The sequence below is a fragment of the Mesorhizobium sp. B2-4-17 genome (assembly GCF_006441275.1).
Taxonomy (GTDB): domain Bacteria; phylum Pseudomonadota; class Alphaproteobacteria; order Rhizobiales; family Rhizobiaceae; genus Mesorhizobium.
The window spans coordinates 105,233-131,203 of the sequence record NZ_VFUX01000017.1; the positions used below are offsets into that span (position 1 = coordinate 105,233).

The 25,971-nt window shown below is 63.8% G+C and carries 26 protein-coding genes and 1 riboswitch; of the genes, 16 read left to right on the top strand and 10 right to left on the bottom strand.

Going from position 1 to position 25,971, the window contains the following annotated elements; genetic code table 11:
* Window positions 1-113 precede the first annotated feature (113 nt).
* The gene (locus tag FJ548_RS15360) at window positions 114-500 is read left to right on the top strand and encodes a MerR family DNA-binding transcriptional regulator (protein ID WP_006203215.1); all 387 of its coding nucleotides are present in this window, start codon (window positions 114-116) and stop codon (window positions 498-500) included.
* A gap of 347 nt (window positions 501-847) precedes the next feature.
* Here the strand turns inward: FJ548_RS15360 and FJ548_RS15365 are convergent, their stop codons facing one another.
* A complete protein-coding gene (locus FJ548_RS15365) occupies window positions 848-1,324 on the bottom strand; it encodes an isoprenylcysteine carboxylmethyltransferase family protein (RefSeq protein ID WP_140610500.1) in 477 nt (158 codons plus the stop codon).
* Entirely contained in the window at window positions 1,321-2,319 is a 999-nt protein-coding gene (locus tag FJ548_RS15370) for a DUF1624 domain-containing protein (protein ID WP_140778284.1), read from the bottom strand. The genes FJ548_RS15365 and FJ548_RS15370 overlap by 4 nt, the downstream gene beginning before the upstream one ends.
* Before the next feature lie 230 nt (window positions 2,320-2,549).
* Between FJ548_RS15370 and FJ548_RS15375 the strand changes: the two genes are divergently transcribed.
* From FJ548_RS15375 to cobO, 5 genes are all read left to right on the top strand, one after another.
* Complete coding sequence (locus FJ548_RS15375; RefSeq protein ID WP_140778285.1) at window positions 2,550-3,749, top strand: MFS transporter; 1,200 nt, start codon at window positions 2,550-2,552, stop codon at window positions 3,747-3,749.
* Between the two features lie 156 nt (window positions 3,750-3,905).
* A riboswitch (cobalamin riboswitch) is annotated at window positions 3,906-4,104 on the top strand.
* A 35-nt stretch (window positions 4,105-4,139) separates the two neighbouring features.
* Window positions 4,140-4,319, top strand: a complete 180-nt coding sequence (locus FJ548_RS15380) for a CbtB-domain containing protein (RefSeq protein WP_140610503.1) — start codon at window positions 4,140-4,142, stop codon at window positions 4,317-4,319.
* 15 nt (window positions 4,320-4,334) lie between these two features.
* Complete coding sequence (locus FJ548_RS15385) at window positions 4,335-5,108, top strand: CbtA family protein (RefSeq protein WP_140778286.1); 774 nt, start codon at window positions 4,335-4,337, stop codon at window positions 5,106-5,108.
* Window positions 5,101-5,616: a bifunctional adenosylcobinamide kinase/adenosylcobinamide-phosphate guanylyltransferase gene (gene cobU, locus FJ548_RS15390; protein WP_140696907.1), complete on the top strand. Its 516-nt coding sequence runs from the start codon at window positions 5,101-5,103 to the stop codon at window positions 5,614-5,616. The genes FJ548_RS15385 and cobU overlap by 8 nt, the downstream gene beginning before the upstream one ends.
* A 1-nt stretch (window position 5,617) precedes the next feature.
* Entirely contained in the window at window positions 5,618-6,226 is a 609-nt protein-coding gene (gene cobO, locus FJ548_RS15395; protein ID WP_140696910.1) for a cob(I)yrinic acid a,c-diamide adenosyltransferase, read from the top strand.
* Between the two features lie 52 nt (window positions 6,227-6,278).
* On the opposite strand, the gene cbiB is transcribed toward cobO, so the two are convergent.
* Window positions 6,279-7,250 (bottom strand): adenosylcobinamide-phosphate synthase CbiB, encoded by a 972-nt coding sequence (gene cbiB, locus FJ548_RS15400; protein WP_140696913.1) that lies wholly within the window; start codon window positions 7,248-7,250, stop codon window positions 6,279-6,281.
* On the opposite strand from cbiB, the gene cobD reads away from it, so the two are divergent.
* Together cobD and FJ548_RS15410 are read left to right on the top strand one after the other, a co-directional pair.
* Window positions 7,249-8,295, top strand: a complete 1,047-nt coding sequence (gene cobD, locus FJ548_RS15405; RefSeq protein WP_140778287.1) for a threonine-phosphate decarboxylase CobD — start codon at window positions 7,249-7,251, stop codon at window positions 8,293-8,295. The two genes, cbiB and cobD, sit on opposite strands and share 2 nt — an antisense overlap.
* Window positions 8,295-8,804, top strand: a complete 510-nt coding sequence (locus FJ548_RS15410; protein ID WP_140778305.1) for a tyrosine phosphatase family protein — start codon at window positions 8,295-8,297, stop codon at window positions 8,802-8,804. Before cobD ends, FJ548_RS15410 begins: the two co-directional genes overlap by 1 nt.
* On the opposite strand, the gene FJ548_RS15415 is transcribed toward FJ548_RS15410, so the two are convergent.
* The gene (locus FJ548_RS15415; RefSeq protein ID WP_140778288.1) at window positions 8,805-9,608 is read right to left on the bottom strand and encodes a creatininase family protein; all 804 of its coding nucleotides are present in this window, start codon (window positions 9,606-9,608) and stop codon (window positions 8,805-8,807) included.
* A 219-nt stretch (window positions 9,609-9,827) separates the two neighbouring features.
* Entirely contained in the window at window positions 9,828-10,211 is a 384-nt protein-coding gene (locus tag FJ548_RS15420) for a RidA family protein (protein ID WP_140778289.1), read from the bottom strand.
* 287 nt (window positions 10,212-10,498) lie between these two features.
* Between FJ548_RS15420 and FJ548_RS15425 the strand changes: the two genes are divergently transcribed.
* The 7 genes from FJ548_RS15425 (at window position 10,499) to FJ548_RS15455 (ending at window position 17,248) form a co-directional block, all read left to right on the top strand.
* Complete coding sequence (locus FJ548_RS15425; RefSeq protein ID WP_140778290.1) at window positions 10,499-11,503, top strand: ABC transporter substrate-binding protein; 1,005 nt, start codon at window positions 10,499-10,501, stop codon at window positions 11,501-11,503.
* A 13-nt stretch (window positions 11,504-11,516) separates the two neighbouring features.
* Window positions 11,517-12,347, top strand: a complete 831-nt coding sequence (locus FJ548_RS15430) for an ABC transporter ATP-binding protein (RefSeq protein WP_140778291.1) — start codon at window positions 11,517-11,519, stop codon at window positions 12,345-12,347.
* Window positions 12,334-13,185, top strand: coding sequence for an ABC transporter permease (locus tag FJ548_RS15435; RefSeq protein ID WP_140778292.1), 852 nt, complete (start codon window positions 12,334-12,336; stop codon window positions 13,183-13,185). The genes FJ548_RS15430 and FJ548_RS15435 overlap by 14 nt, the downstream gene beginning before the upstream one ends.
* Window positions 13,186-13,363: 178 nt before the next feature.
* Window positions 13,364-14,677, top strand: a complete 1,314-nt coding sequence (locus tag FJ548_RS15440; protein WP_140778293.1) for a cytosine deaminase — start codon at window positions 13,364-13,366, stop codon at window positions 14,675-14,677.
* The gene (locus FJ548_RS15445; RefSeq protein WP_140778306.1) at window positions 14,677-16,080 is read left to right on the top strand and encodes an FAD-binding oxidoreductase; all 1,404 of its coding nucleotides are present in this window, start codon (window positions 14,677-14,679) and stop codon (window positions 16,078-16,080) included. Before FJ548_RS15440 ends, FJ548_RS15445 begins: the two co-directional genes overlap by 1 nt.
* Window positions 16,080-16,661 carry an NAD(P)H-dependent oxidoreductase gene (locus FJ548_RS15450; protein WP_181168798.1) on the top strand — a complete coding sequence of 194 codons (582 nt, stop codon included), beginning with the start codon at window positions 16,080-16,082 and terminating at the stop codon, window positions 16,659-16,661. Before FJ548_RS15445 ends, FJ548_RS15450 begins: the two co-directional genes overlap by 1 nt.
* Window positions 16,661-17,248 carry an NAD(P)H-dependent oxidoreductase gene (locus FJ548_RS15455; RefSeq protein ID WP_140778295.1) on the top strand — a complete coding sequence of 196 codons (588 nt, stop codon included), beginning with the start codon at window positions 16,661-16,663 and terminating at the stop codon, window positions 17,246-17,248. The genes FJ548_RS15450 and FJ548_RS15455 overlap by 1 nt, the downstream gene beginning before the upstream one ends.
* A gap of 166 nt (window positions 17,249-17,414) precedes the next feature.
* On the opposite strand, the gene FJ548_RS15460 is transcribed toward FJ548_RS15455, so the two are convergent.
* The 5 genes from FJ548_RS15460 to FJ548_RS15480 form a co-directional block, all read right to left on the bottom strand.
* The gene (locus FJ548_RS15460) at window positions 17,415-19,874 is read right to left on the bottom strand and encodes an FAD-dependent oxidoreductase (protein ID WP_140778296.1); all 2,460 of its coding nucleotides are present in this window, start codon (window positions 19,872-19,874) and stop codon (window positions 17,415-17,417) included.
* Window positions 19,871-21,052 (bottom strand): pyridoxal phosphate-dependent aminotransferase, encoded by a 1,182-nt coding sequence (locus FJ548_RS15465; RefSeq protein WP_140778297.1) that lies wholly within the window; start codon window positions 21,050-21,052, stop codon window positions 19,871-19,873. Before FJ548_RS15465 ends, FJ548_RS15460 begins: the two co-directional genes overlap by 4 nt.
* Window positions 21,045-21,950, bottom strand: coding sequence for a homocysteine S-methyltransferase family protein (locus FJ548_RS15470; RefSeq protein WP_140778298.1), 906 nt, complete (start codon window positions 21,948-21,950; stop codon window positions 21,045-21,047). The genes FJ548_RS15465 and FJ548_RS15470 overlap by 8 nt, the downstream gene beginning before the upstream one ends.
* Window positions 21,947-24,400, bottom strand: coding sequence for an FAD-dependent oxidoreductase (locus tag FJ548_RS15475; RefSeq protein WP_140778299.1), 2,454 nt, complete (start codon window positions 24,398-24,400; stop codon window positions 21,947-21,949). Before FJ548_RS15475 ends, FJ548_RS15470 begins: the two co-directional genes overlap by 4 nt.
* Before the next feature lie 95 nt (window positions 24,401-24,495).
* Complete coding sequence (locus FJ548_RS15480; protein ID WP_181168799.1) at window positions 24,496-25,038, bottom strand: XRE family transcriptional regulator; 543 nt, start codon at window positions 25,036-25,038, stop codon at window positions 24,496-24,498.
* 228 nt (window positions 25,039-25,266) lie between these two features.
* On the opposite strand from FJ548_RS15480, the gene FJ548_RS15485 reads away from it, so the two are divergent.
* Window positions 25,267-25,971, top strand: coding sequence for a nitroreductase (locus FJ548_RS15485; protein ID WP_181168800.1), 705 nt, complete (start codon window positions 25,267-25,269; stop codon window positions 25,969-25,971).

Below are 25,971 nucleotides of genomic sequence, written 5' to 3' on the forward strand. Positions count from 1 at the left end.
AATGCCGTGCGAGGCTTGCGTGGGGTGCCGCGTCGATTCCGGCGAGGCAAGGGTTTGTTGCGGAACGGAGGGCGACGCATGGCGTTCCTCCGGGATTCCGGCACGGAGTGACAATGCGGGAATATTATTCGATCACCGAACTGACCCGGGAATTCGACGTATCGACGCGGACACTGCGTTTCTACGAGGACGAGGGGCTGGTCCAGCCAGTGCGGCGCGGCCGCACGCGGCTGTTTCGCCCATCCGACCGCCACCTCATCCGGCAGATCATGCGCGGCAAAAGGCTTGGCTTCTCAATCAACGAGATCCGCGAGATCATCCAGATGTACAAGGAGCCGCCGGGCGAGGTCGGGCAGCTCAAGCTGATGATCAAGCGCATCGAGGAAAAGCGCGAGGACCTCCGGCAAAAGCGCCGCGACCTCGAGGAGACGCTGGCCGAACTCGACCAGGCCGAGGAATCCTGCGTCGAGCGGCTGGTGGAGCTGGGCGTGAATACGTGAACCCGCTCGCAACCGAAGACTTCAGCATTCGTCTAGGCCAAACTTTTCGCAGACGTTCGAGATTGGCCGGAGCCTCCCGAACTTCGTCATCCTTGGGCGTAGCGACGCGAAGCGGAGCGAAGACCCAAGGATTTATGCCGTTACCTTGATCGTAGAGTGCCACGGGGCAGAATTCTGAACCGTTGCAAAGCCTTAACGTCACGGCATGGATCCTAGGGTCTGCGCGCGTCGCTTCGCTCCTTGCTCCGCCCTAGGATGACGAAGTGAGGGCGGTCTTCGGCCAATCGGAATGCGATCCGCTTGCGCTGCTCCAGCAGCCTGTCATTACAGAGCCAGGCGACGCTGCCTCAAATCCAGCGTCGCACCCGTTTGGCGTAGTCGCGGTATTTCTTGCCGAACTTCGCCGCCAGGATCTTTTCCTCGCCCTCGATCGCAACCTTCTGCGTAACAAACGCGGCGATGAAGGCAAACAGGAAGAACCAGGCTATCCCCGACACGAAGGCGACGCCGATCAGCATCAGGGTGAGTGCCAGGTAGATCGGGTTGCGGGTGATGCCGAACGGACCCGAGGTGACGAGATGGTCCGGCAGGGCGGTGGGGCTGAGTGTGGTCTTGGCCCGCATCATGGCGCGGATAGCGGTGACCCAGAGCGCCGCGGCGCCGAACAGCGCCACCCAGCCGGCCGCGAACAGGATGTCGCCCAGAAGATCGTCGATCCAGGGCAAGGGGTAGAGCATGCCGAGGATGACGCTGATAGCGATGGCCGCGGCGTAGATCACCGGTGGCCAAGGTATCACTCCGGGCTTCGGCTGGCTGTCGGTCATTGCGTTCCTCCCTCCGTCATCTTGTCCTCGGTCTTGGCGGTGCACATGCCGGCAAGATCGGACAGATGGGCTCTCCAATCGGCAGTCTGGTCGTTGTTGTAGAGCCGATCAAGAGAGGCCTCGCCTTCGAGCGTATCGAGCATGCAGCCGCAATAGCTCGAACAGAAGGTTGCATCACGCGTCTGCTCGCACGAGCGCTGGCAGGTTTTCAGGAAATTGACCTGCGGGGTTTCGACCTGGGCCGGCATGACTTGCGAAAACAGCCAGACACAGCCGATCAGCAGCGGCTGGTGGATCAGGTAGAAGGCGAGGCTGTGGCGGCCGATGAAGACCAGCGGACTGGCCCAGCGGCCGGGCACCAGGCTCGCCAGGCGCGCTCGCATGCCGGAGGCGGAGGCGAGTTTCGTCACCCCGATGCCGATCAGCACCGCGCCGAACCATGGAAACAGCGGAACGTAGTCGTTGGAACGCGGATTAATTGCCGACAGGCCGATCCACCACAGCCAGGGATGGTCCAGGGCCTCGAAGCGCAGGTAGACGGGCGCCGCAACGACGAGCGCGGCAACGACGAGCGTCAGCAGCGCGGGCAGCCGCAGGAAGGCAAGCCCAAGCAGGCTGGCAAGCGCGATCTCGTGCAGGATGCCGAAGAAGATAAAGCCATCGGGCGTGGCGATGCGTGTGACGACCGAAATGGCTATCGCCGCGCCCGCGATCATGGCGAACCGCTTCCAGAAGCCGTTCCAGCGGATCTGCTTGCCATGTGCGAGGTAGAGGCTGACGCCGACCAGGAACAGAAAGGTCGAGGCGATGCAGCGCGCGTAGATCTTCCACCAGCCGAAGGCGGTAAGGCCCGGATCGGTGTAGCCGAAGAACTCCAGGTCCCAGGTGAAGTGGTAGCTCGCCATGGCCAGCAGCGCGATGCCGCGAACGACGTCGATGACGGCGATGCGCTTCGATGACTCCGGAACGGGTGCGGTCGGCGTATGGATGGTCATGGTCTCGCGATCTGATTCAGCCCCGCCCGAGGACTATCACGGTTCAACCAGACAGAAGAAGGCCGGGACCGTCGGCATAGCGCCGCGCCGGCCGTTTCGGATCACGCTTTAGGCCAGCGCCGGAAAGCCTTTGACCAGCTTCGTTTTTCACCGCACGCGCGTCGGTTTCCTCTTATTGGCACCGAAATCGCCAAGGCAGATTTGGCCGGTGATTCTGCTTTGGGGAAGCAATGTCCATCCATGTGCGCCATCCGATCTGGCTCCCGGCCCTCAAGGCCGCGGATGCGCGCACCTTCGCTTCGCTCTATGCGGTCGAGTCCTTCGCCCGCGCCACGGTGTCGAGCGTCATCCCGATCCAGGCCTACGAGATCCTGCACAATGAGCAGATCGTCTCGATCCTCTACACGATCGTTGCGCTGCTCGGCCTGTCGGTGACCTTGTTCATGCCGATGCTGATCCGCCGCTTTGCGCGGCGCTGGGTCTACACCGCCGGCGCCTGCCTGCTCGCCATCGGATCGCTGTTCTTCGTCACCCACACGCTTGCCGGACAACTGGCCGGCATGCTGTGCCGCGTCATGGGCGCCAGCGCGTTGTCGATCACACTCAATCTCTACATCATGGACCACATTCGCAAGACCGACTTCATGCAGGCCGAATCGCTGCGCATGGCGTGGTCGATGTTCGCCTGGACCGGTGGGCCGACACTCGGCATCTTTCTTTACGCGCATTTCGGCATCTATGCCGCGCATGGCGCGGTGGCGGTGTTCGCCACGATCTTGCTGGCCCTGTTCTGGTTCTATCGGCTCAGCGACAACCAATCGATCCAACCGGGCAAGACGCGTCCGGTCAATCCGCTCGCCAATATCGGCCGCTTCGTCGCGCAGCCGAGACTGAGGCTGGCCTGGCTGATCGCCTTCGGCCGCTCCTGCTTCTGGACGACGTTCTTCGTCTATGGACCGCTGTTCATGGTCATCACCGGCGAGGGCGAACTGGCCGGCGGCCTGCTGGTCTCGGCCGGCAACGCGCTTTTGTTCATGGCCATCTTCTGGGGCAAGGCCGGAAAACGCTTTGGCGGCCGCAAAACCATGACCTTTGCCTATTTCGCCATGTCGGCCACACTTCTGGCGGCAGGTGCGGTCGGCGAGAGCGCGCCGCTGCTCACCGGCGCCTTCCTGCTTTGCGGCGCCTTCTTCACCATTGCGCTCGATGCGCTGGGCTCGACCGCTTTCATGCGCTCGGTGCGCTCCTATGAGCGCGCGCAGATGGCCGCGGTCTATCGCACCTATCTTGATTTTTCCGAGTTGACCCCGCCGTTGGTCTATTCCGTCGTGCTGGCGTTCTTCGGGCTGGGCTCGGTGTTCGTCACGCTCGGCCTGCTGGCGGCTTTTTGCGGCTTCGTGACCTGGCGCTATCTGCCGAAGTCGCTTTAGCCGGCCTTGATAATTCTACTCCGGCGGACATCTGTCGCGATTTTGGGCTTCCGGGTACCAATAGGCCAAATGCGGCACAAGCAAACTGATCTCGACATGGCGCATTCGCAATGGTCGCTGGCGGAATTTGGTTTGCCGGGGGCGTCGATTCTGCCTATAGTCCAGCCTGTCGTCGGTTCCGTTTTGGAGCCAAGAGGGAATACGGTGCGGGCTGAGTTCTTGCCCAATGCCGTGGCTGCCCCCGCAACTGTGTGCGGTAGTCCTCTCCATAGGCCACTGAAGATTTTTCTTCGGGAAGGTGGAGAAGGGCGCTGATCCGCGAGCCAGGAGACCTGCCGGCGACAGGAAAATGACTTCGATGCCCTCGGGTGGAGGGCGAAAGGACAAGAGATGAATACCGCTTCCGTCTCCCTCGGCGCCTCCGTCTCCTCGCAGTCGCGCCTCATGCAGCTTGCGCTTGCCGCGCTGCTCGGCATTTTCGTCGTTGGCTTTGTCGGCTTTTCGCACATCGATGCGGTCCACAACGCCGCCCACGATTATCGCCATTCGATGGCATTTCCCTGCCACTGACGAGGATTTGACATCATGAACCTGTTTCGCAACGTCGTGTTCATCGCGGCGATCGCAGGGCTCGTGGCTGGCGTCGTTCTCGCCTGCATGCAGGCCTATGCCACCGTGCCGCTGATCCTCAAGGCTGAAGTCTATGAGCAGGCCGGCGGCGGCCACCATCACGACCACGCCGCACCGGCAGCAGCAGATACCAACGCCATGAGCCCTGTCGCGCCGGCACCGGCTGAAGCAGCCGTCCCGGCGGCGGAAGACGAAGGCTGGGCTCCGGCCGACGGTTTCGAGCGTTTTGGCTTCAGCGTGCTTGCCAATATCGTCACTGGCATCGGCTTCGCGCTGGTCCTGGTGGCGGTCTCGGAATTCGCTGGCGGCATCGGCAATTGGCGTCAGGGCGTGTTCTGGGGCCTAGCCGGCTTTGCCATATTCACACTGGCGCCCGGCCTCGGCCTGCCGCCGGAATTGCCGGCCATGCCGTCGGCCGACCTCATGCAGCGCCAGATCTGGTGGGCGGCGACCGTGGTCACGACCTCAATCGGACTGGGCCTGATCGCGTTCCGCAGATCGCTGCCGCTGACCATCCTTGCCGTCCTGCTGATCGTCGCCCCGCATGTCATCGGCGCGCCGCAGCCCGACAGTTTTGAGACTCCGATTCCGGAAGGCCTGCATCATCAGTTCGTGGTGGCGGTGACGCTGACCAATCTGGTGTTCTGGCTGGTGCTCGGGGTGGTTGTCGGCGTGGTTCGCGGACGCTTCACCGGCACCGCCACCAGCCTGCGCGACAGCTTTGCCTGATCGCAGCAAGCTGACCTTCATCATCGGTGGTGCGCGCTCTGGCAAGAGCGCACACGCCGAAATCCTGGTGACGGCTTTGCCCTCGCCATGGATCTATATCGCCACAGCCGAAGCCTATGACGACGAGATGCGTGAGCGCATCGCGCTGCACCGCTCGCGGCGTGTCGACGGCTGGGCGACCATCGACGCGCCACTCGATCTCATAGGCGCGATCAAGGCTTTGCCCGACAACCAGCCGATGCTTCTCGACTGCCTGACGCTGTGGCTGACCAATCACATGCTGGCCGAACACGATATCGCAACCGAGTGCCGTCGGTTGGCGGACGTGTTGTCACGGCCGCGCGGTCCGTGGTTCGTGGTGTCCAATGAAGTCGGACAAGGCATTGTGCCGGACAATGCGCTGGCGCGCCGTTTTCGCGATGACGCTGGACGGCTCAACCAGCAGGTCGCGGCGGTCGCCGATACGGTGCTGCTGATGGTGGCGGGGCTGCCGCTCAAGGTGAAATGACATGACCGAAGACAAGGATACGGAACGCCATCGCGCCAAGATGGCCAAGCGCAAGGCGGTGCAGGATGCCGAGGTGGCGAGCAAAACCGTCGAGAAGGGGCTGCTGATCGTCAATACAGGCCCGGGCAAGGGCAAGACCACGGCCGCCTTCGGCTTGGCGCTGCGCATGCTTGGCTATGGCAAGCGGGTCGGCGTCGTCCAATTCATCAAGGGCAAGTGGCACACCGGCGAGAAGGACGCGTTCGCTGCTTTCGGCGACCGTGTCGTCTGGCACGCGATGGGCGAGGGCTTCACCTGGGAGACGCAGGACCTGAAGCGCGACATCGCCGCCGCCGAGGCCGCCTGGGCCAAGGCTCTGGAGTTGATCGCCGATCCTTCGATCAGCCTGGTCGTGCTCGACGAGCTCAACATCGCGCTGCGCTATGATTATCTCGATCTCGACAAGGTCGTTGCGGCACTGAAGGCGCGGCGCGAAGGTCTGCACATCGTCGTCACCGGCCGTAATGCCAAGCCGGCGCTCGTGGAGGCGGCGGATCTGGTCACCGAGATGGGACTGACCAAGCACCACTTTTCGGCAGGCGTGAAGGCGCAGCAAGGCATCGAGTTCTGAGAGTTTTGCGGGCTGTGTGCGAGGCGTTCGGGAAATAGCCTCGCTGATTCCGTCACGCCACGATGACAATCACGGAGACCACCCCGAACAGCGCAATCAGCAGATAGTCGGCAACGCGGTAGAGCTTCAGCGCCCGCCTGATGTCGCCGCTGTCGACGTCGCGGCGGCCGCCTTCGCCCATGAAGACGTCGTCGACCACCACGCCGCCATAGCTGCGCGGTCCGGCAAGCGCAAGGCCAAGCGCTCCGGCCATGGCCGCTTCCGGCCAGCCGGCGTTGGGCGAGCGGTGCTTTTTGGCATCGCGCCACACCGCAGTCCAGGCGTTGCGGGGATCGGCTTCCTTGACCAGGAAAGCAGTCAGCACGATCAGCAGAGCCGTCAGCCGCGACGCCGGCAGGTTGATCCAATCGTCGAAGCGCGCCGCCGCCCAGCCGAACGCCTCGTGGCGCGGGGTGCGGTGGCCGATCATCGAATCGGCGGTGTTGGCCGCCTTGTAGGCAGCACCCCCGGCTAGCCCGCCGACGCCTGTCCAGAAGGCGGGGGCGACGATGCCGTCGGAAAAATTCTCGGCCAGGCTTTCGATCGCCGCGCGGCAGACGGCGGCGCGGTCGAGCGTCTCCGGGTCACGACCGACGATTCGCGAGACGGCGACACGGCCCATGGCGAGGCCACCCGAGTCGAGCGAGTCCGCCACGGCCTCGACATGCTCATACAGGCTCTTCTGCGACAGGAAAGACGTCGCCAGAAGGGCGGCAATGATCAGTCCCAGGGGAACGAACCAGAGCAGAAGGATCTGCACGCAAAGGCCGATCACCGCCGGTATCAGCACGATGACCAGAAGCGCCCGGACGCCGCGTTGGCGACGCAGCGCGTCGGGATCAGTGGCGCGGTTGAGCCTGCGATCGAGAAAGGATATCAGGCTGCCGAACCACGTCACCGGATGACCGATGGCGCGAAACAGCCAGTCCGGATAACCCAGGACGAATTCGACGGCCAGTGACAGGAAAGCGATCAGGACTGACATGAAGCTTCTTGAAGGAGCGGTGGACCATGGTGGAAGTCTTGGCCGGGCGAGGGCGCTTTTCCCCAACGCCTTGCTGCCTTTCGTCGACCTCTCGACCGGTATCAATCCGCACTCCTACCCGCTTTTCGACTTGCCCGCCACCTCGCTGTCGCGTTTGCCAGAAGCAGGCCGCGGGCGCGAACTGACGGAAACCGCGGCCCGCACCTACGGCGCGCCGTCGCCAGCCCACGTCGTCGCGGCGCCCGGCACGCAGATCCTGTTGCCGCGCGTGGCATCGCTGGTGAGGCCCGGCAAGGCATTGGTGCTGGGGCCGACCTATGCCGAACACGCCCGGGCGGCGGCGATCGCCGGGCACGAGGTGGTCGAGGTCAGCGATTTTGCGGCGCTCGCCGACGCCGACCTTGCCATCATCGTCAATCCCAACAACCCGGATGGGCGCGTCATCGAGCGCGACCGGTTGCTGGTGCTCGCCGCAGGATTGCGCGCCAAGGGCGGCCTGCTGGTCGTCGACGAGGCGTTCATGGATGTCGGCCCGCGCGAACACAGTCTGGCCGGCGATGTCGGGCAGGGCGGCATCGTCGTGCTGCGCTCGTTCGGCAAGTTCTTTGGCCTGGCTGGCCTGCGGCTTGGATTCGCGCTTTCCGATACGCCGACGGTGGACCTGCTGGAAACGCAATTCGGCCCATGGGCCGTCGCCGGCCCGGCGCTGGAATACGGTATCCGCGCGCTTGCCGATGTCGGCTGGCAGGACGCGATGAGGACATCGCTCGCGGAGGCATCGGCACGGCTCGACGCGCTGTTCGGCCGCTTCGGCGTGCCCGTTGCCGGCGGCACCACGCTGTTCCGCTATCTCGGCCTGGCGGATGCCGCCGGCCTGTTTTCCGCGCTTGGCGAGCACGGTATCCTGCTGCGGCATTTCTCCGACCGGCCGCATGTCCTGCGCGCAGGCCTGCCGGGGAGTGACGAAGAATGGCGGCGGCTCGAATCGGCTCTTGCCGGCTGGGCTGCTCGGCGCGACGATGGCGCCAGGGAGATCGCGCGATGATGATCCATGTCTGTTCGCTGGCGAAGGTCGAGGAAACGGTGGCGAGGACCGGTGCCGACCGCATGCTGTCGCTGCTCGCCGCCGGAACCGAGGTTGTCCGCCCGGCCTCGATCGCCAGGGACAACCATTTGCATCTGGTCATGCACGACATTGCGGTGGCGCAGGACGGCATGACCATGCCGGGGGAGGATCACGTGCGCAACCTGCTCGATTTCGCGCGCCGGTGGGACCTTGCAAGGCCGATGGTGGTGCACTGCTACGCAGGCATCAGCCGCTCGACGGCTTCGGCCTACATCATCGCCGCCGCGCTGGCACCGAAACGCGACGAGGCCGAACTGGCTCGGACGCTTCGGATGCTGTCGCCCTCGGCGACACCCAATCCGAGGCTGATTGCCGTAGCCGACGCGCTGCTCGATCGCAACGGCCGCATGATCGAGGCGATCCAGGCCATCGGGCGCGGCGCCGATGCTTTCGAGGGCACACCGTTCGCGCTGAAGATCGACAGCTAGCTACTTCAGCCATTCCGCGAGCTTCGCCTTGCGCACATCCCGCAGCAGGCCGATAAAGCCGTCGGCCTGGTACTCTGCGGTCAACCGGCCTTTCTCGGCTGTCGCGATGCTGGCGTCGCCGACCACGCCATTCGGGTTGAGATCGCTGGCGAGCCAGGCAAAGGCGTGGGTGCCGGTGTGGCGCAGCAGCGAGAATTCCTTCTCGGCCTTGGCGACGTTGGAAACGAAATTGTCGGCCTTACCCATGTCGACCAGATCCGGCCGGAAATGCAGCATCAGCGAGGTCTCGACATCGCCGCCATGGATGCCGTGACGATCCTCGAGCTCGGCGTACATGCCGGCCGGGCGACCGAAGCGCTGCCAGCTCGTCTTCACCGCAAGCATCCTTTCGCGCACGCGCAATTCACGCGTGATGACGCCCATGATCTCCTCATTGCCGCCATGCGAATTGACAACGACGAGCTTGCGCACACCGGCGCGCGCGACCGACAGGCCAAGCTCGGTCCAGGCCTCGACCAATGTCGTTGCCGGCAGGGTGAGGGTGCCCGGCGCGTGCAGATGCTCGTTCGACTTGCCCACCGCCTGAACCGGCAGGATGCGGATGTCGAGATCGTCGGGCAGACGCGAAATGACCGTGTCGAGCATGCCGTTCATGACCGAAGTATCGGTCGAGACAGGCAGGTGCGGCCCATGCTGCTCGATCGCCGCCACCGGCAGCACGGCGATCGTCGCCTCCGGATCGATCGAGGCATATTCGGTAGTCCGGTAGTCACCCCACCAGACGCGTCTTCTTGTTTTGTCCATTCTGACCTCGAAGAAACTGAAGCGCGTCGGCGCCGCCCCTCATCCTTGCCTCTCCCCGTGAAGAACGGGGAGAGGGACACGCTAATGTCGCAGCTTCTCCCTTCTCCCCGTCACTATACGGGGGAAGGTGCCGGCAGGCGGATGAGGGGCGGCGCCGAGCTTTGATAGTTTGACCTTAGACCATCGGCCCATCGATTCGTAGCACTAAGCCTGCGCTTCTCATCCGGCGGCGATTGCCTCGACCTCGACCTTGAATTCGGGCCTGGCAAAGCCGGAAACGATCATCAGCGTCGAGGCCGGCGCCGGGCTCGAAAACAGCCGGTCGCGGACATCCATATAGGGCCGCAAATGTGCGCGGTCGGTGACATAGGCATTGATTCTCACGATGTCCTGCAGTCCCAGCCCCGCCTCGCCGAGCACCGCCGCGATGTTGCGGAAGCAGAGCTCGGCCTGGGCGCCGGCGTCCTCGGGAATTTGATCGTCCGCGGTGATCGCGACCTGACCCGAGCACAGCACCAGCCGCTTGCCGGCCGGCACCTCGACACCGTGGCTATAGCGGGCAAAGGGCGGCTTGATCGACTTGGGGGTGAGAAACTTGAACATGGCAATCTCCGGTTTGCCGTCAGCCTGGGACGGGTTTCATTACAGCTTCCAGATGGCGGTGCACAGCTTCAAGATGGCGGTGCATGTCGCCGGTGCGATTGTGGACAGGCGTTCAAAAAATGGGCACGATGCCTCCGGTGCAGCACGACCTTTCCGGCTTTCGCAGATGGCTGTGGTGCAGGCGGGCGGGTCCCGGCGTGAGACGCCAGTGGCATGTGTCTTGCTTCTTGAATCTTTGGTGTCGAGCCTGGCGCGCGGAGCGCCAGAGCAAACAAAGGGTGGTGTCGATGTACGGAAAACAGAAGGTCTCGATGGGCGTGGTAGCCTTGCTGGCCGCCAGCACGCTGGGGGCCGCGGCGAATGAGAAAGTCACCTTCGGCACCAACTGGCTGGCCGAGCCGGAACATGGCGGATATTACCAGGCCGTGGCCGATGGCACCTATGCCGCCTGTGGCCTCGATGTCACCATCATGCAGGGCGGCCCGCAGGTCAGCGGCCGGCCGATGCTGCTGGCCGGCAAGATCGATTTCTACATGGGCGGCAATCTGCTGTCGGCCTTCGATGCCGTCCAGCAGGGCATTCCGATGCGCGTCGTGGCGGCCGACTTCCAGAAGGATCCACAGGTCATCATGTCTCACCCCGGCGAGGGGCTCGACAAATGGGAGGATCTGAAGAACGCCGACCAGTACATTCTGGGCGACGAGGGTGTGCAGACGTTCTTCCAGTGGATGGTCATCGAGCTCGGCTTCGACGCCTCCAAGCGCGTGCCTTACACCTATAACACTGCTCCCTTCATCGCCAACAAGAAGTCGATCCAGCAGGGTTACGTCACTTCAGAGCCGTTCGCGGTCCAGAAGGCAGGCGGCTTCGTGCCGAACCAGTTCCTGCTGGCCGACTATGGCTGGGACACCTATTCGACGACGATCGAGGTGATGCAGGATACGATCGACAAGAAGCCGGAGGTGGTCCAGTGCTTCGTCGATGGCTCGGCCAAGGGCTGGTACAAATATCTCTACGGCGACAACAAGGCCGCCAACGACATGATCAAGAAAGACAATCCTGACATGACGGACGAGCAGATCGCTTTCTCGATCGAGCAGATGAAGAAGTTCGGCCTTGCCGATTCCGGCGACACCGAAAAACTCGGCATCGGCGCCATGACGGATGCGCGGATCAAGAGTTTCTACGACAAGATGGTCAAGGCCAAGGTCGCACCCGGCGGCATCGACATCAAGAAGGCCTATACGTTGGCCTTCGTCAACAAGGGCGTCGGGCTCGAGCTGAAGAAATAGGCCGGGTCCCGGCATGATAAGGGAAAAGGTGGCGCAAGCGCCAGCGAATGCGTCGGACATCGCTCCGGCATTGTTGGCGCTGCGTGGCGTCGGCAAGGTCTTTTCCAATGGCGTGACGGCGCTGAGCGATGTCGATCTGACGATCCGGGAAGGCGATTTCCTCAGCCTGCTCGGCCCGTCAGGCTGCGGCAAATCGACGGCGCTGCGGTTGATCGCCGGCCTGTCGACACCGACCTCGGGCGTGCTCGACTGGCGCGGCGGCGGTTCGCTCGATCGCGCCAATATCGGCTTCGTCTTCCAGGAACCGACGCTGCTGCCCTGGGCCAGCGTCTTCGACAATGCCTGGCTGCCGCTCAGGCTGAAAGGCATCTCCCGCGCCAAGGCTGCTCCGGCGATAACGGAGATGCTGGCACGGGTCCACCTGACCGGTTTCGAGGACGCGGTGCCGCGCGAGCTGTCTGGCGGCATGAAGATGCGGGTCTCGATCGCGCGCGCCATGGTGACCAGGCCGCGCGTGCTGTTGATGGACGAGCCCTTCGCCGCGCTCGACGAGATCACCCGCTTCAAGCTCAACAACGACCTGCTGGAACTGTGGCAGGACGAGCGCTTCACCGTCGTCTTCGTCACCCACAGCGTCTTCGAGAGCGTGTTTCTCTCCAATCGGGTGGTCGTCATGGCAGCGCGACCGGGCAGGGTGTTCGACGAACTGGCGATCGAGGCATCATATCCGCGCGATGAGGTGTTTCGCACCTCGCCAGACTATGCATCCCTTTGCCGGCAAGCCTCGGACGTGCTGGTCAATGCCATCAATTCAACAGCAGGCTCGCACCATGACGGCCATTGAGGAGCGGGTGCTCAAGCTCGACCCGGAGGAAGCGCGCCGGGTGCGCCAGGAGCGGCTCGAGCGGATCGGCCGCTGGGTGCTGCCGCTGGCGATCATGATCCTGGCCATCTGGCTGTGGGATCGTATCTGCGTGTGGAACGCGATCCCGCAATATATCCTGCCGCGTCCCGGCGTGGTGCTGTGGACGCTCTACAACGATGCCGGCCTGCTGTTCTCGGCACTGCTGGTCACCTTGCGCATCACCTTCCTCAGCTTGGCTCTCGCCGTTGTCGGCGGTGTCGGGCTGGCGGTCCTGTTCGCGCAATCGAAATGGGTGGAGATGTCGTTCTTCCCGTTCGCCATCGTGCTGCAGGTGACGCCAATCGTGGCGATCTTTCCGCTGATCAACATCTATGTCGACAACCAGACGACCAAGCTTCTGCTGTGCGCCTGGATCGTCGCCTTCTTCCCGATCCTGTCCAACACCACGCTCGGCCTCAACTCCGTCGACCGCAATCTGCGCGATTTGTTCAAGCTCAACGGCGCGACCCGCTGGCAACAGTTGCGCTATCTCAGGCTGCCGGCGGCGATGCCGTATTTCCTCGGCGGATTGAAGATCGCCGGCGGCCTGTCACTGATCGGCGCCGTAGTGGCCGAGTTCGTCGCCGGCGCCACCGGCCAGTCGTCTGGGCTTGCCTCGCGCATCATCGAGGCCGGCTACCGGCTCAATGCGCCAAGGCTGTTCGCGGCGCTGTTCCTGATTTCGCTGACGGGAATCCTGATCTTCCTGGTGCTGTCCCTGATTTCGCATCTCATTCTGCGGCGCTGGCATGAGAGCGCACTGAAGCAGGAGCGGTAACGTTGTTGTATTTTGCGTGCTGTGGCGGCTGCTCGCTTGTTCCAATGTCGGCGCTGCCCCTCACCCTTACCCTCTCCCCGTATAGAGACAGGGAGAGGGGGGCGTCAGCGCGGGAGCTTCTCCCTTCTCCCCGTCCCTATACGGGGAGAAGGTGCCGGCAGGCGGATGAGGGGCAGCGATGACCTCGGCGACTATCCCAGAATCCAGCCAGTTCGTACTCGCCAACGCCCGACTTCATGCGTCCCTGACACCAGGCCTTGCCGCTGCCTTCGACAGCGATGGCTTTGCGCTTGCCGACATCAGCGTCGCCGACGGCAGGATTTCCAGCATCACCGCGCGTGCCCGCGCACCGGCGCCGGCCGACGCGGTCGATCTTGGCGGCCGTATCGTGCTGCCCTGTTTCGTCGATTGCCATACCCATATCGACAAAGGCCATATCTGGCCGCGAAAACCCAATCCCGACGGCACTTTCATGGGCGCGTTGAATGCCGCCGGCGCCGACCGCGCTGCCCGCTGGAATGCGCAGGATGTTGCGCGGCGCATGGATTTCTCGCTGCGCTCGGCCTACGCGCATGGAACCAGGGCGTTGCGCACCCATCTCGACAGCGTCGCGCCGCAGGAGGAAATCTCCTGGCCGGTGTTTGAGATGATGCGTGAGACATGGCGCGGCCGTATCGAATTGCAGGGCGCCTGCCTGCTCGGCATCGAGGGCGTGCGGGACAGGAAATGGTTCGACAGGCTGGCGAAACGGGTTGCCGCCGCCAAGGGCGTGCTCGGCGTCGTCACCTATATGGTGCCGGACCTGGAAGAGCTGCTCGACCATGTCTTCGCGCAGGCGATCAAGCATGGGCTCGATCTCGATTTCCATGCCGACGAGACCGACGACATCGCGGCCATCTCGCTGAAGAAGATCGCCGAGGCCGCACTCTGGAACGGTTTCGAGGGCAAGATCCTCGTCGGCCATTGCTGCTCGCTGGCGCGTCAGCCCGACCTCGAAGTGATGGACACGCTGGACAAGGTGGCGAAGGCCGGGTTGGCGGTGGTGTCGCTGCCGATGTGCAATCTCTATCTGCAGGACCGGCGGACTGACCACACGACCCCACGCTGGCGTGGCGTGACGCTGCTGCACGAGATGAGGGCGAGGGGCATTCCGGTCGCGGTCGCATCCGACAACACGCGCGATCCCTTCTATGCCTATGGCGATCTCGACATGCTGGAGGTCTACCGCATGGCGACGCGCATCCTGCATTTCGACCATCCGGTCGCCGATTGGCCGCAAGCGGTCACCGCGACGCCGGCGAGTGTGATGCGGCTCGACGGCTTCGGCACGCTTGCCGCCGGCGGCGATGCCGATTTCATCCTGTTTAAGGGCCGGAGCTGGACGGAATTGCTGTCCCGGCCGGAATCGGATCGCATCGTCGTGCGCGCCGGGCGTGCGATCGACCGGCAATTGCCCGACTATGCCGAACTCGACGAACTGATGGTGGAATGATGGATATTTCGGCGCTCAAGCGCGATCTCGACGGGATCAAACTCGACGACAATCCGGCCATCGTCCAGCAGAAGAGCCGCGACTTCTACTGGTACAGCCCGGTGCTGAAACAGCAGCTCGACCACGTCACCGGCGATCTGATCGTGACGCCGAAGAACGAGACCGAACTGATCCGCGTGCTTGCCGCCTGTCACCGGCATGGCGTGCCGGTGACGCCGCGCGGCAGTGGCACCGGCAATTATGGGCAGGCGATGCCGCTTTCGGGCGGCGTGGTGCTCAACCTCGCCGAAATGAACGAGATCAGGTCGATCGCGCCGGGGCGCGTGGTGACCGGGCCGGGCGCCATCCTGGCCGATATCGACAAGGCAACGCGGGCACATTCCGGGCAGGAGTTGCGGCTGTCGCCGTCCACCTACAACACCGCCTCGATCGGCGGCTTCATCGCCGGCGGTTCGGGCGGCGTCGGCTCGATCAATTTCGGCGGCTTGCGCGATTTCGGCAATGTGCTGCGGCTGCGCGTGGTGACGATGGAGGCCGAGCCGAAAGTGCTCGAACTCACCGGCGAGGATCTGCACAAGGTGACCCATGCCTACGGCACCAACGGCATCATCTCGGAAGTCGAGATGCCGCTGACCGCGGGCTATGAGTGGGTCGATGTCATCGTCGGCTTCGACAGCTTCATGGGCGCGGCGCGCTACGGCAACGCGCTTGCCCGCCAGGATGGCATCCTGACTAAGCTGATCACGCCGATATCAGCGCCGGTGCCGCAGCTCTATTTCAAGCGGCACCAGAAGTTTTTCAGGGAAGGGCAAAGCATCTGCGTCGTCATGGTGGCGCGGCATGGGCTGGATGCCTTCCTTGCCTTCACCCGGCGGGCCGGCGGCGACGTGATCTTCAACGCCGCCGTCGCAACGCCGGACGAGAAGAAGGGCTTGCCGCCGGCCTACGAGCTGGCCTGGAACCATACGACGCTGAGGGCGCTGCGCGTCGACCCCGACATCACCTATCTGCAGTCGCTCTATCCCTTTCCCAACCAGCTGGCGCTGGTCGAGAAGATGGACGCGATGTTTCCCGGCGAAGTCTTTTCGCATCTCGAATTCGTGCGGCTGGACGGCAACATCACCTGTTTCGGCCTGCCGCTGGTCAAGTTCACCACCGAGGCGCGGCTCGATGAGATCATACGGCTGCATGAGGAGAATGGCTGCCCGATCTTCAACCCGCACCGCTACACACTGGAAGAGGGCGGCATGAAGCAGACGGATGCGGTGCAGCTCGCCTTCAAACGCGAGACCGATCCGCAAGGCCTGCTCAACCCCGGCAAGATGATCGCCTGGGAAAACCCGGACTACGACTATCGTTCGGGCCGGACTTTTTTGTTCAAGGGGCTGCAAAAGGCCGATTGATGAACATCCTCGTCCTCTTTGCCCATCCGGTCGAGACCAGCTTCAATGCCGGCCTGCACCGTGTGATCGTCGAGCGGCTGAGGGCGGCGGGCCATTCGATCGACGACTGTGACCTCTACGCCGAGGATTTCGACCCGAGGCTGACCCGCAAGGAGAGGCTGGACTATCACAACCAGCGCGGTCCCGGGGACGCTGTTGCGCCCTATGTCGAGCGCCTGTTGCGGGCCGATGCGCTGGTGCTTTCCTACCCGGTTTGGAACTACGGCTTCCCGGCGATCCTGAAGGGCTTCTTCGATCGCGTCTTCCTGCCCGGCGTGTCGTTCAAGCTGGTCGACGGCAAGGTGCAGCCTTCGCTGCACAACGTCAAGAAGGTCGCCGCTGTCACCACCTATGGCGGCAGCCGGTTCCGCGCCATCTTGATGGGCGATCCGCCGCGCAGACTGATCAAGCGCATGCTGCGCGCCACGGTAAAGCCCGGCGCCTCGGTGACTTATCTCGCGCACTACGCGATGAACCTGTCGACCGACCAAACGCGGAAGGCCTTCATGACCAAGGTCGCGGCCAGGATGGATGCGTTCTGATGCGGGTCCTCGTGGTCTACTGCCATCCGGTGCCGGAAAGCTTTTGCGCCGCCATCCGTGACACCGCCATCGACGTGCTGGGGCGCAGAGGCTGGGAGGTGCGGCTGCTCGACCTCTACGCGGAGAAGTTCGACCCGGTGATGGGCTGCGAGGAGCGGCGCACCTACAATGAGCGGGCGCCGCAGGACCCGGCGCTGAAGCCGCATTTCGAACTGCTCAACTGGGCCGAGGCGATCCTGTTCGTCTATCCGACCTGGTGGTACGGGCTGCCGGCGATGCTGAAGGGCTGGCTCGACCGGGTGTGGGCCACCGACATCGCCTTCAAGCTTCCGGCCGGCAAGGGCGGGATCAAGTCGCTGATGACGCATGTCACCAAGGTCGGCGTCATCACCACCTGCGGCGCGCCGACCTGGTGGAGCGTCGTCGTCGGCCAACCGGGCCGCAAGACCCTGCTGCGCGGCATGCGGGCGCTATGTGCGACGCGCTGCCGGACATTCTTCCTGGCACACTATCTGATGGATGCCTCGACGCCGCGAACACGAGCCGCGTTCCTGGCGAAGGTGCGGGCGAAGCTGGAAAGGTTTTGAGCGCAGGACTTCCCTTCTCCCCTTGTGGGAGAAGGTGGCCGAGCGAAGCTCGGTCGGATGAGGGGTGCTCCAGTGAACACCTCTCATTCCTTCCAACACCCCTCAACCGTCTCGGCGCCATGCGCCGATCCACCTTCTCCCACAAGGGGAGAAGGGAAAAATGGAGCTACATCTTCACCCGCTCGGCCTTCGGATCATACATCGGCTTCAGCGACGCTTCCGCCGCAAAACGCTCGCCGGCGATCTCGATCTCGTAGCTCGAGGCCAGTACATCCGCCTCGCTCTCGCCCTGGCACGGCACATAACCCAGCCCGATCGCACCGCCGAGATGGTGGCCGTAATTGCCCGATGTAACCGGGCCGACGATCTTGCCGTCGCGCAGGATCGCCTCGTTGTGGAAGAGCAGCGGTTGCGGGTCTTTCAGGCGGAACTGCACCAGCCGGCGGGCCAATCCGGCTTCCTTCTTCTTCAGCACCGCATCGCGACCGATGAAGTCGCCCTTGGCCGTCTTCACCGCGAAGCCAAGGCCTGCCTCCAGCACATTGTCCTCGTCGGTGATGTCGTGGCCGAAATGGCGGAAGGCCTTTTCGATGCGGCAGGAATCTAGCGTGTGAAGGCCGCAGAGTTTCAGCCCGATATCGGCGCCGGCCTCATCGATCGCCTCGAAGACATGAGCCGCCTGGTCGGTCGAGACATAGAGCTCCCAGCCAAGTTCGCCGACATAGGTGACGCGGTGGGCGCGGGCCAGGCCCATGCCGATCTCGATCTCCTGGAAGGTGCCGAACGGGTGGGCTTCGTTGGAGAAGTCGTTGGGGCTGACTTTCTGGATCAGATTTCGCGCATCGGGGCCCATGACGCAGAGCACGCTTTCGGCAGCGGTTACATCGGTGATGACGACGAAGGCCTCGCTGACATGCCGGCGCAGCCAGGCCAGATCGCGCTGCAGCGTGGCGCCGGGGACGACGAGGAAATAGGCCGTATCCGACAGGCGCGACACGGTGAGGTCGCTTTCGATGCCGCCACGCTGGTTGAGCATCTGCGTGTAGACGATCTTGCCCGGCGCGAAGTCCATGTCGTTAGCGCATAGTTTTTGCAGGAAGGAACAGGCGTCGCGGCCCTCGACGCGGATCTTGCCGAACGAGGTCATGTCGAACAGGCCGACCTTGTTGCGGACGGCCAGATGTTCCTCGCGCTGGTTGTCGAACCAGTTCTGCCGCTTCCAGGAATAGCGGTATTCGCGCTCCTGTCCCTCCCGGGCGAACCAGTTGGCGCGCTCCCAGCCGGCGACCTCGCCGAACACGGCGCCACGTGCCTTCAGATGCCCATGCAAGGGCGAGCGGCGCACACCACGCGACGTCGCCATCTGACGGTAGGGGAAATGATCGGCGTAGAGCAGGCCGAGTGTTTCCGAGACGCGCTCCTTGAGATAGCGGCGGTTCTTCTGGAATGGCTGGGTGCGGCGGATATCGACTTCCCACAGGTCGAAGGGCGCTTCGCCATCGTTGATCCACTGCGCCAGAGCCATGCCGGCGCCACCGGAGGAGACGATGCCGATCGAATTGTAGCCGGTCGCCATCCAGTAGCCCCGCAGTTCCGGCGCTTCGCCGAGATAGTAGCGGTCGTCGGGCGTGAAACTTTCGGGGCCGTTGAAGAAGGTGTGGATGCCGGCGGTGGCCAGCATCGGCATGCGGTTGACGCCCATTTCGAGGATGGGTTCGAAATGATCCATGTCCTCGGGCAACTGGTCGAAGCAGAAATCCTCGCGGATGCCGTTCATGCCCCACGGCTTGGCCACCGGTTCGAAGGCGCCGAGCATCATCTTGCCGGCATCTTCCTTATAGTAGGCGCACTCGTCCGGCACGCGCAGGACCGGCAAGCGGCTCAACCCGGGGATCGGCTCGGTGACGAGATAAAAGTGCTCGCAGGCATGCAGCGGGATGTTCACGCCGTTTTGCGCGCCAAGCTCGCGCGCCCACATGCCGGCGCAGTTGATGACGATGTCGGCCTCGATCGTGCCCTGGTCTTCGCCACGTGCCCAGGACACGCCGGCAATGCGGCCCGCCTTCGTGTGGACCTTGGTGACCTTCACGTTCTCGACGATGGTGGCGCCGCGCTGACGCGCGCCCTTGGCCAAAGCCATGGCGATGTTGGCGGGATCGCACTGGCCATCGAGCGGCAGATGCACGGCGCCGACCACGTCGGAGACATTGAGATGCGGATACATCTCCTTCACTTCGCTGGGCGAGATCTCGCGTACATCGACATCGAAGGCGCGGGCGAGCGAGGCCTGCCGGTAGATCTCGTGCTTGCGCTCCTCGGTCAACGCCACGGTGATCGACCCGACCTGGCGCATGCCGGTGCCGACCTCGGTCTCGGCTTCCAGCTTGACGTAGAGGTCGGCGGAATATTTCGCCAGCCGCGTCATATTCTGCGAGCCGCGCAACTGGCCGATCAGGCCGGCGGCGTGCCACGTCGTGCCCGATGTCAGCTGCTTGCGCTCGAGCAACACGATATCGGTCCAGCCGAGCTTGGCCAGGTGATAGGCGACCGAGCAGCCGGACACGCCGCCGCCGATGATGACGGCGCGGGCTTTGGCGGGGATGGATTTGGGGGAAGGGGTATTCATGCGGCCTCGCGGCGATAGGTGAAAGCAAAACGGCGCAGCCGCAGTGCCGCCTCTTTGAGCACCGGCTCCGGCTGGCACAGGCTGATGCGGATGTGGCCGGCGGCGGCCTCGCCGAAGCTGGAGCCCGGCATCACGCCGACTTTCTCCTTGTCGAGCAGGGCGAAGGCGAATTTCTCATCGTCGGGTTCGACATCGGAGATATCGAGCATGACATACATGCCGCCCTCGGAACCGCGCACGGTCACATCGTTCGTGCCGCGCAAGGCGTCGAGCAAGACGGTGCGGCGGGCCGCATAGCGTTCGGCGATGTCACTGACGCCATAATGGTTTTCCAGTGCCTCGGCGCAGGCGATCGAGATGAAGGCTGGCAGGCCGTAGGTGGTCACCAGATTGAGGTTGATGAGCAGCGCGATCATCGCTTCCGGACCCGTCAGCCAGCCCATGCGCCAGCCGGTCATGCCGTGGCTCTTGGACATGGAATTGATGACCAGCGTGAGTTCGGCCATGCCGGGCAGCGAACGCGGCGAGACATGCTCGCCGCCGCCCAGCGTCCAGTAGACCTCATCCGACAGCAGCCAGAGGTCATGCTCCCTGCAGATTTCGGCCAGTTGTTCCAGCCGTTCGCGCGAATAGACCGCACCTGTCGGGTTGTTCGGGGTGTTGATCAGGATGGCGCGGGTGTTCGGCCGCAATGCCGCGCGGATCATGTCGGCACGCGGCTGGAAACCGTCCTCGGCCGGTGTTTCGACGACGGTGAAACTGGCACCGGCGGCGCTGAACGTGTTGGGATAGGTGGCGTAGTAGGGCGCCACCACGATAGCGTGGTCGCCCTGGTCGAGCACTGCCTGCACGGCCGCGTAAAGTGCCGCCTGGCCACCGGGCGTGGCGATGACCTGATCCGGCGTTGTTTCAATGCCGGTGCATGCGGTGGAGGCCGCGGCCATCGCCTTGCGCAGGCGGGGCAGACCGGGCAGCGGCGTGTAGTGATGGTTGCTGCCACGAACCGCCGCCACGCAGGCCTCGATCGTCTGCGAAGGCGTGTCGAAATCATGGTCGCCGACCGACAGCATGATGATGTCTTCGCCGGCTTCCTTGCGGGCCCAGGCGGCGAAATGAACCTCCCAGCCATCCTTGCCCGAAGGCACGATGCCGGAAATGCGCGATGATGGTCTAGGCATTTGTTACTCCCGAAATCTTACACCCTGTCTCTTCCAGCCGGTCGCGCAGCGCGGCAATGTGGCCCGGCCCGACCTCGCAGCAGCCGCCGACGATCTGGGCGCCGGCTTCGACCCAGCCCATCGCCTGATCGGCATAGGCCTCCGGATCGAGGTCGTGACGCGCGTGCAGCACGTCGACGGTGCCGCCATGTTGCAATGCCTCGATCGAGGTGAAGCCATTGGCATAGGCGCCAACCGGGCCGCCAAGTTCGATCAGCTCAGGCAGGGCCGCCGCGATTGCCTCCGGGCGGCAACAGTTCAGCAGCCGAGCGGCCACCGGCAAACCACCGAGGGCGTTTGCCGCGGCGGCAATCGTCTCGCCGCTGCGCAACCGGGGCTCACCGTGGTCGGCAAGCGTCCACGATACCCATACCTGCTTGCCGCTTTCCGACGCCGCAGTGACGGCCGCGCGCGCTTCCTCGGCGGACGCCATGGTTTCGCACAGGAACAGGTCGACGCCATCCGCCTGCTCGGCAACGATACGGCGGTAGATATCGAGCGTGTCCTGGTAGGAAATGGTCAGTGCCGGCGCGTAGCTGCCGAAAAGCGGCGACAGGCAGCCAGCGATCGCCACGTCGCCGGCCTCGTCGCGCGCTTGCCTGGCCAGGTCGATGCCGCGCTTCTGCAATGGTTTGAACAGGTCCTCCGCGCCTTCGCGCGCCAGGCGTTCGGGCGTCGCCGAATAGGTGTTTATGGTGATGACGCGGGCACCGGCGCGGATGAACTCGGCATGCAGGCCGCGCACCAGATCGGGTTCGTCGATCAGCACCCTGGCCGACCACAGCGGCGTCGGCTCCGACTTGCTGCGCCGCACCAGTTCCTGGCCCATTCCGCCATCGGTGAGGATAACCCGCTTCATGCGCGCAGCCTCTCGTTCTTCGGATCCCACAAGGGCTCGTCCTTCTGCACGACCGCCTTGAACCGGTCGCCGAAGATTTCGATCTCGACAGAGGTGCCCGGCTCGGTCAGGTCGGCGCGCAGCATGCCGAGCGCGATGGACCTGTCGATGCGATGGCCCCAGCCGCCTGACGTCGTTTCACCAACGATCTGGCCGCCATGCCAGAGCGTCGACATGTAAGGCGCGTCGCAATCGCCGGGGTTTTCAATGACCAGCGTGACGAAGCGTTTCTTCACGCCTTGCTGTTTCTCGTTCTGCAGCGCTGTCTTGCCACGGAAGTCGGGCTTTTCCCATTTGACGAAACGCTCCAGCCCACCCTGCAGGATCGAATAGTCAGTCGACAGATCCCCCTTCCAGGTGCGGTAGCCCTTTTCGAGCCTGAGCGAATCCAGCGCATACATGCCGAACGGCTTCAGACCGTGTTTCTGGCCTGCGGCCCAGATGGCGTCGAAGATGGCAGCCGTGTCGTCGATCCTGGTGTGGATTTCCCAACCGAGCTCGCCGGCGAAGGAGACGCGCACGAGCCTCGTCCAGCGACCGGCGATCATTGTTTCTTGATGCGTCAGCCAGGGCAAAGTGAGGTCGGCGTCGCAGACATCGGCGAGGATTTTTCGCGAATTGGGGCCGGCGAGAATCTTGGTCGAATAGTCCTCGGTGCGGTCGGTCAGCGTGAAGGCCGCATCCGCTGGCATGCGCGACTTCAGCCATTCGAAATCGTGCCATTGTGCGACTGCCGCGGTGATCAGCGTCATCCGATCCTCGCCATGGCGCACGACGGACATTTCGGTGACGATGCGTCCCTTGTCGTCGGCGAAATAGACCAGCCCGATGCGGCCAGGCTTCGGCACCAGGCCGGTGACCTGCAGGCTCAGCCATTCGGCGGCGCCGGGGCCCTCAAGGTTGAAGCGCGAGAAGCCGGGCAGGTCCAGGATGCCGGCGGCGTCGCGGACAGCCAGGCATTCTTCGCGCACGCGATGCTGCCAGGGCCCGTCGCGGCGGAAGGTCAGGGTCGCTTCCTCGGAGATATCGTCCCCGTCCTGCGCGTACCAGGTGGCGCGTTCCCAACCATTATAGGCATCGAAGCGGCCGCCGAGCGCCTTGATGCGATCATGGATCGGCGAGAGCTTGCGGTCGCGCCCTTCCGGCCAGGCATGGCGCGGGAACTGGATGGCGTATTCGTTGCCGTAGATTTCCATGCCCTTGGCGACGCAGTAATCCGGTGCAGCAGCAAATGAGGTGAAGCGGCGCGGATCGCACGACCACATGTCCCATTCCGTCTGGCCTTGCGTGACCCATTCGGCCAGCACCTTGCCGGCGCCGCCGCCCTGGGCGATGCCGAAGGTGAAGACGCAGGCCTCGAAGGCGTTGGGAACGCCGGGCATCGGGCCGATCAGCGGATTGCCGTCCGGCGCGTAGGGGATCGGACCATTGATGACCTTGGACAGGCCGGCGGTGCCCAGGATCGGCACACGGGCGACCGCGTCGGCCAGGTAATGCTCCAGCCGGTCGAGATCGTCGGGGAAGAGCTGGAACGAAAAATCCTCCGGCATCGGATCGTTGTGGGTGGCCCAGTGCGCGCGGCAATTGCGCTCATAGGGGCCGAGATTCATGCCACTCTTTTCCTGGCGCAGGTAGTATGAGGTGTCGACGTCGCGCAGCAGCGGCAGTTTTTTGCCTTGTTCCTTCGACCATGCCGCCAGTTCGGGGATTTCCTCGAACAGGATATATTGATGGCTCATCACCATCATCGGCACCTCGCGGCCGAACATCCTGCCGACTTCGGCGGCGCGGTAGCCGGCGGCATTGACGACGATCTCGCAGCGGATCTCGCCTTGAGGTGTGGCGACCACCCATTCGTCCTTTTCACGGCGCACGCCGGTCACCGGGCAGAAGCGGATGATCCTGGCGCCCATGTCGCGCGCGCCCTTGGCCAGCGCCTGGGTCAGCTGCGCCGGGTCGATATCGCCGTCGCTCGGGTCGTAGAGTGCGCCCTCAAGGTCATGGGTTTCGATAAAGGGGTAGCGGCGCTTGATCTCGTCGACGCCGACCACGTCGATGTCCATGCCCTGATAGCGGCCCATGCCCTTGGCACGCTGGAATTCCTGCATGCGCTCCTTCGAGTGGGCGAGGCGCAGCGAGCCGGTGACGTGATAGTTCATGGGATAGTCGACCGCCTCGGCAAGGCCCCGGTAAAGCTCGGTCGAATAGCGCTGCATGTTCATCAGCGACCAGGACGAGGAGAAGGTCGGAACATTGCCGGCGGCATGCCAGGTCGAGCCTGACGTCAGCTCGTTCTTTTCCAGAAGCACGCAGTCGGTCCAGCCTGCCTTGGCCAGATGATAGAGTGCCGAGGTGCCGACAACGCCACCTCCGATGATCACCACGCGCGCCGTGCTCGGCAAACCCGCCATGTTCTTCTCCCAAACTTCAAGCGCGCTGCGCTTCTGTCTTCGTTTTGATGCATGTCGCCGTTCCAAAACCGCGCACGGCTTTGGGCGGCATGCATTCAGTAGACGGGTGGCGAAACCACCCAGATGACAACCGCCGGCTCGGTCCCAGGATTGCGCCAGCGATAGGGCTTGCCTTCGAAGCGGAAGGAATCGCCCTCGCCGAGCCGGTGCCAGACGCCCGCGATCTCGATATCGAACTGCCCGGAGGCGATGTATCCGGCTTCCTCGGTCGGCCGGCGGGCCTCGGTCTTCAGCTCCGCGCCCGGCGCGAAGACAGAGCGCACCATCTCGAAGCTGCCCCCGAGATCAGGTGACAGAAGCTCTTCGACCAGGCCGGATTCGCTGGTGCCGAGCGTGCGGCGCTTGCCGGCGCGGACGATGACGCCGCGCTCGTTTTCCTGGGGCACGTCGTGGCTGAAGAACAGGCTGATCGGCACGCCGAACAGTTCGGCGAAGGCCCTGAGGTCGCCAAGCGACGGCGTCGAGAGGCCGCGCTCGACCTGGCTGACCCAGCCGACGGAACGTTCGAGTTTCAGCGCGATCTCCGAGAGCGTCAGCCCACGCGCCCTGCGCAGCGCCCTGATGTCGCTTGCCAGCACGCGTTCGTCAGGTCCCTGCAATGTTCGTGCGGTAGTGGAGGGCAAAACGCTCTCGCCATGAAAATTTCCATCCGAATTTCATGAGAAAGCAGGAGCATGAAAAAATCAAGTAGATTTTCACCGATGTTCAAGATTTGCTTGCAGGATTTTGACGGTTCATGCAAAGGCTCCGCTTCTTCGAGCGGCGAGCGGGGACGTCCGATCGACACAAAGGCTAAGGGACGGCCCATGCTGGAAAAGAACGCTCGAATCGCGGGTGACGCCGAGATTGTCGACGAGGCGATCCTAACGCGCCGTTCGGTGCGGGCATTCCTGCCGGACATGATCGACGACGAGACGATCCGTGCCATTCTGGCGGTCGCGGCACGTGCTCCTTCCGGCACCAACATGCAGCCATGGCGGGTCTACGTCACCAAGGGCGAGACCAAGCAGCAGATATCGGATGCCATCCTGAATTCCGGCATCCGGGCCGAAAAGGCCGACTGGGACGAGTATCGCTACTATCCCACGCAGTTTTTCGAGCCATACCTGACCCGCCGCCGTGCCAATGGCTTCGGTCTCTATGGCGCGCTCGGCATCGGCCGACGCGAGGTCGACAGGATGCGCGCCCAACACGACCGCAATTTCGTGTTCTTCGACGCGCCGGTCGGCATGATCTTCACCATCGACCGCCGCCTCAACCAGGGCTCGTGGATCGATTACGGCATGTTCCTGCAGAACATCATGGTCGCGGCGCGGGGCAGGGGCCTGCACACTTGCCCGCAGGCGGCCTTCGCGCCCTATCACCGGCAGATCAGGCCGGTGCTCAACATTCCCGACGAAGAGATCGTCGTTTGCGGCATGGCGCTCGGCTATGAAGACACGTCCAAGCCGGAAAACGCCTTCCGCACCGATCGCGTGCCGTTGGAAGAGTGGGTGACGTTCAGCGAGTAA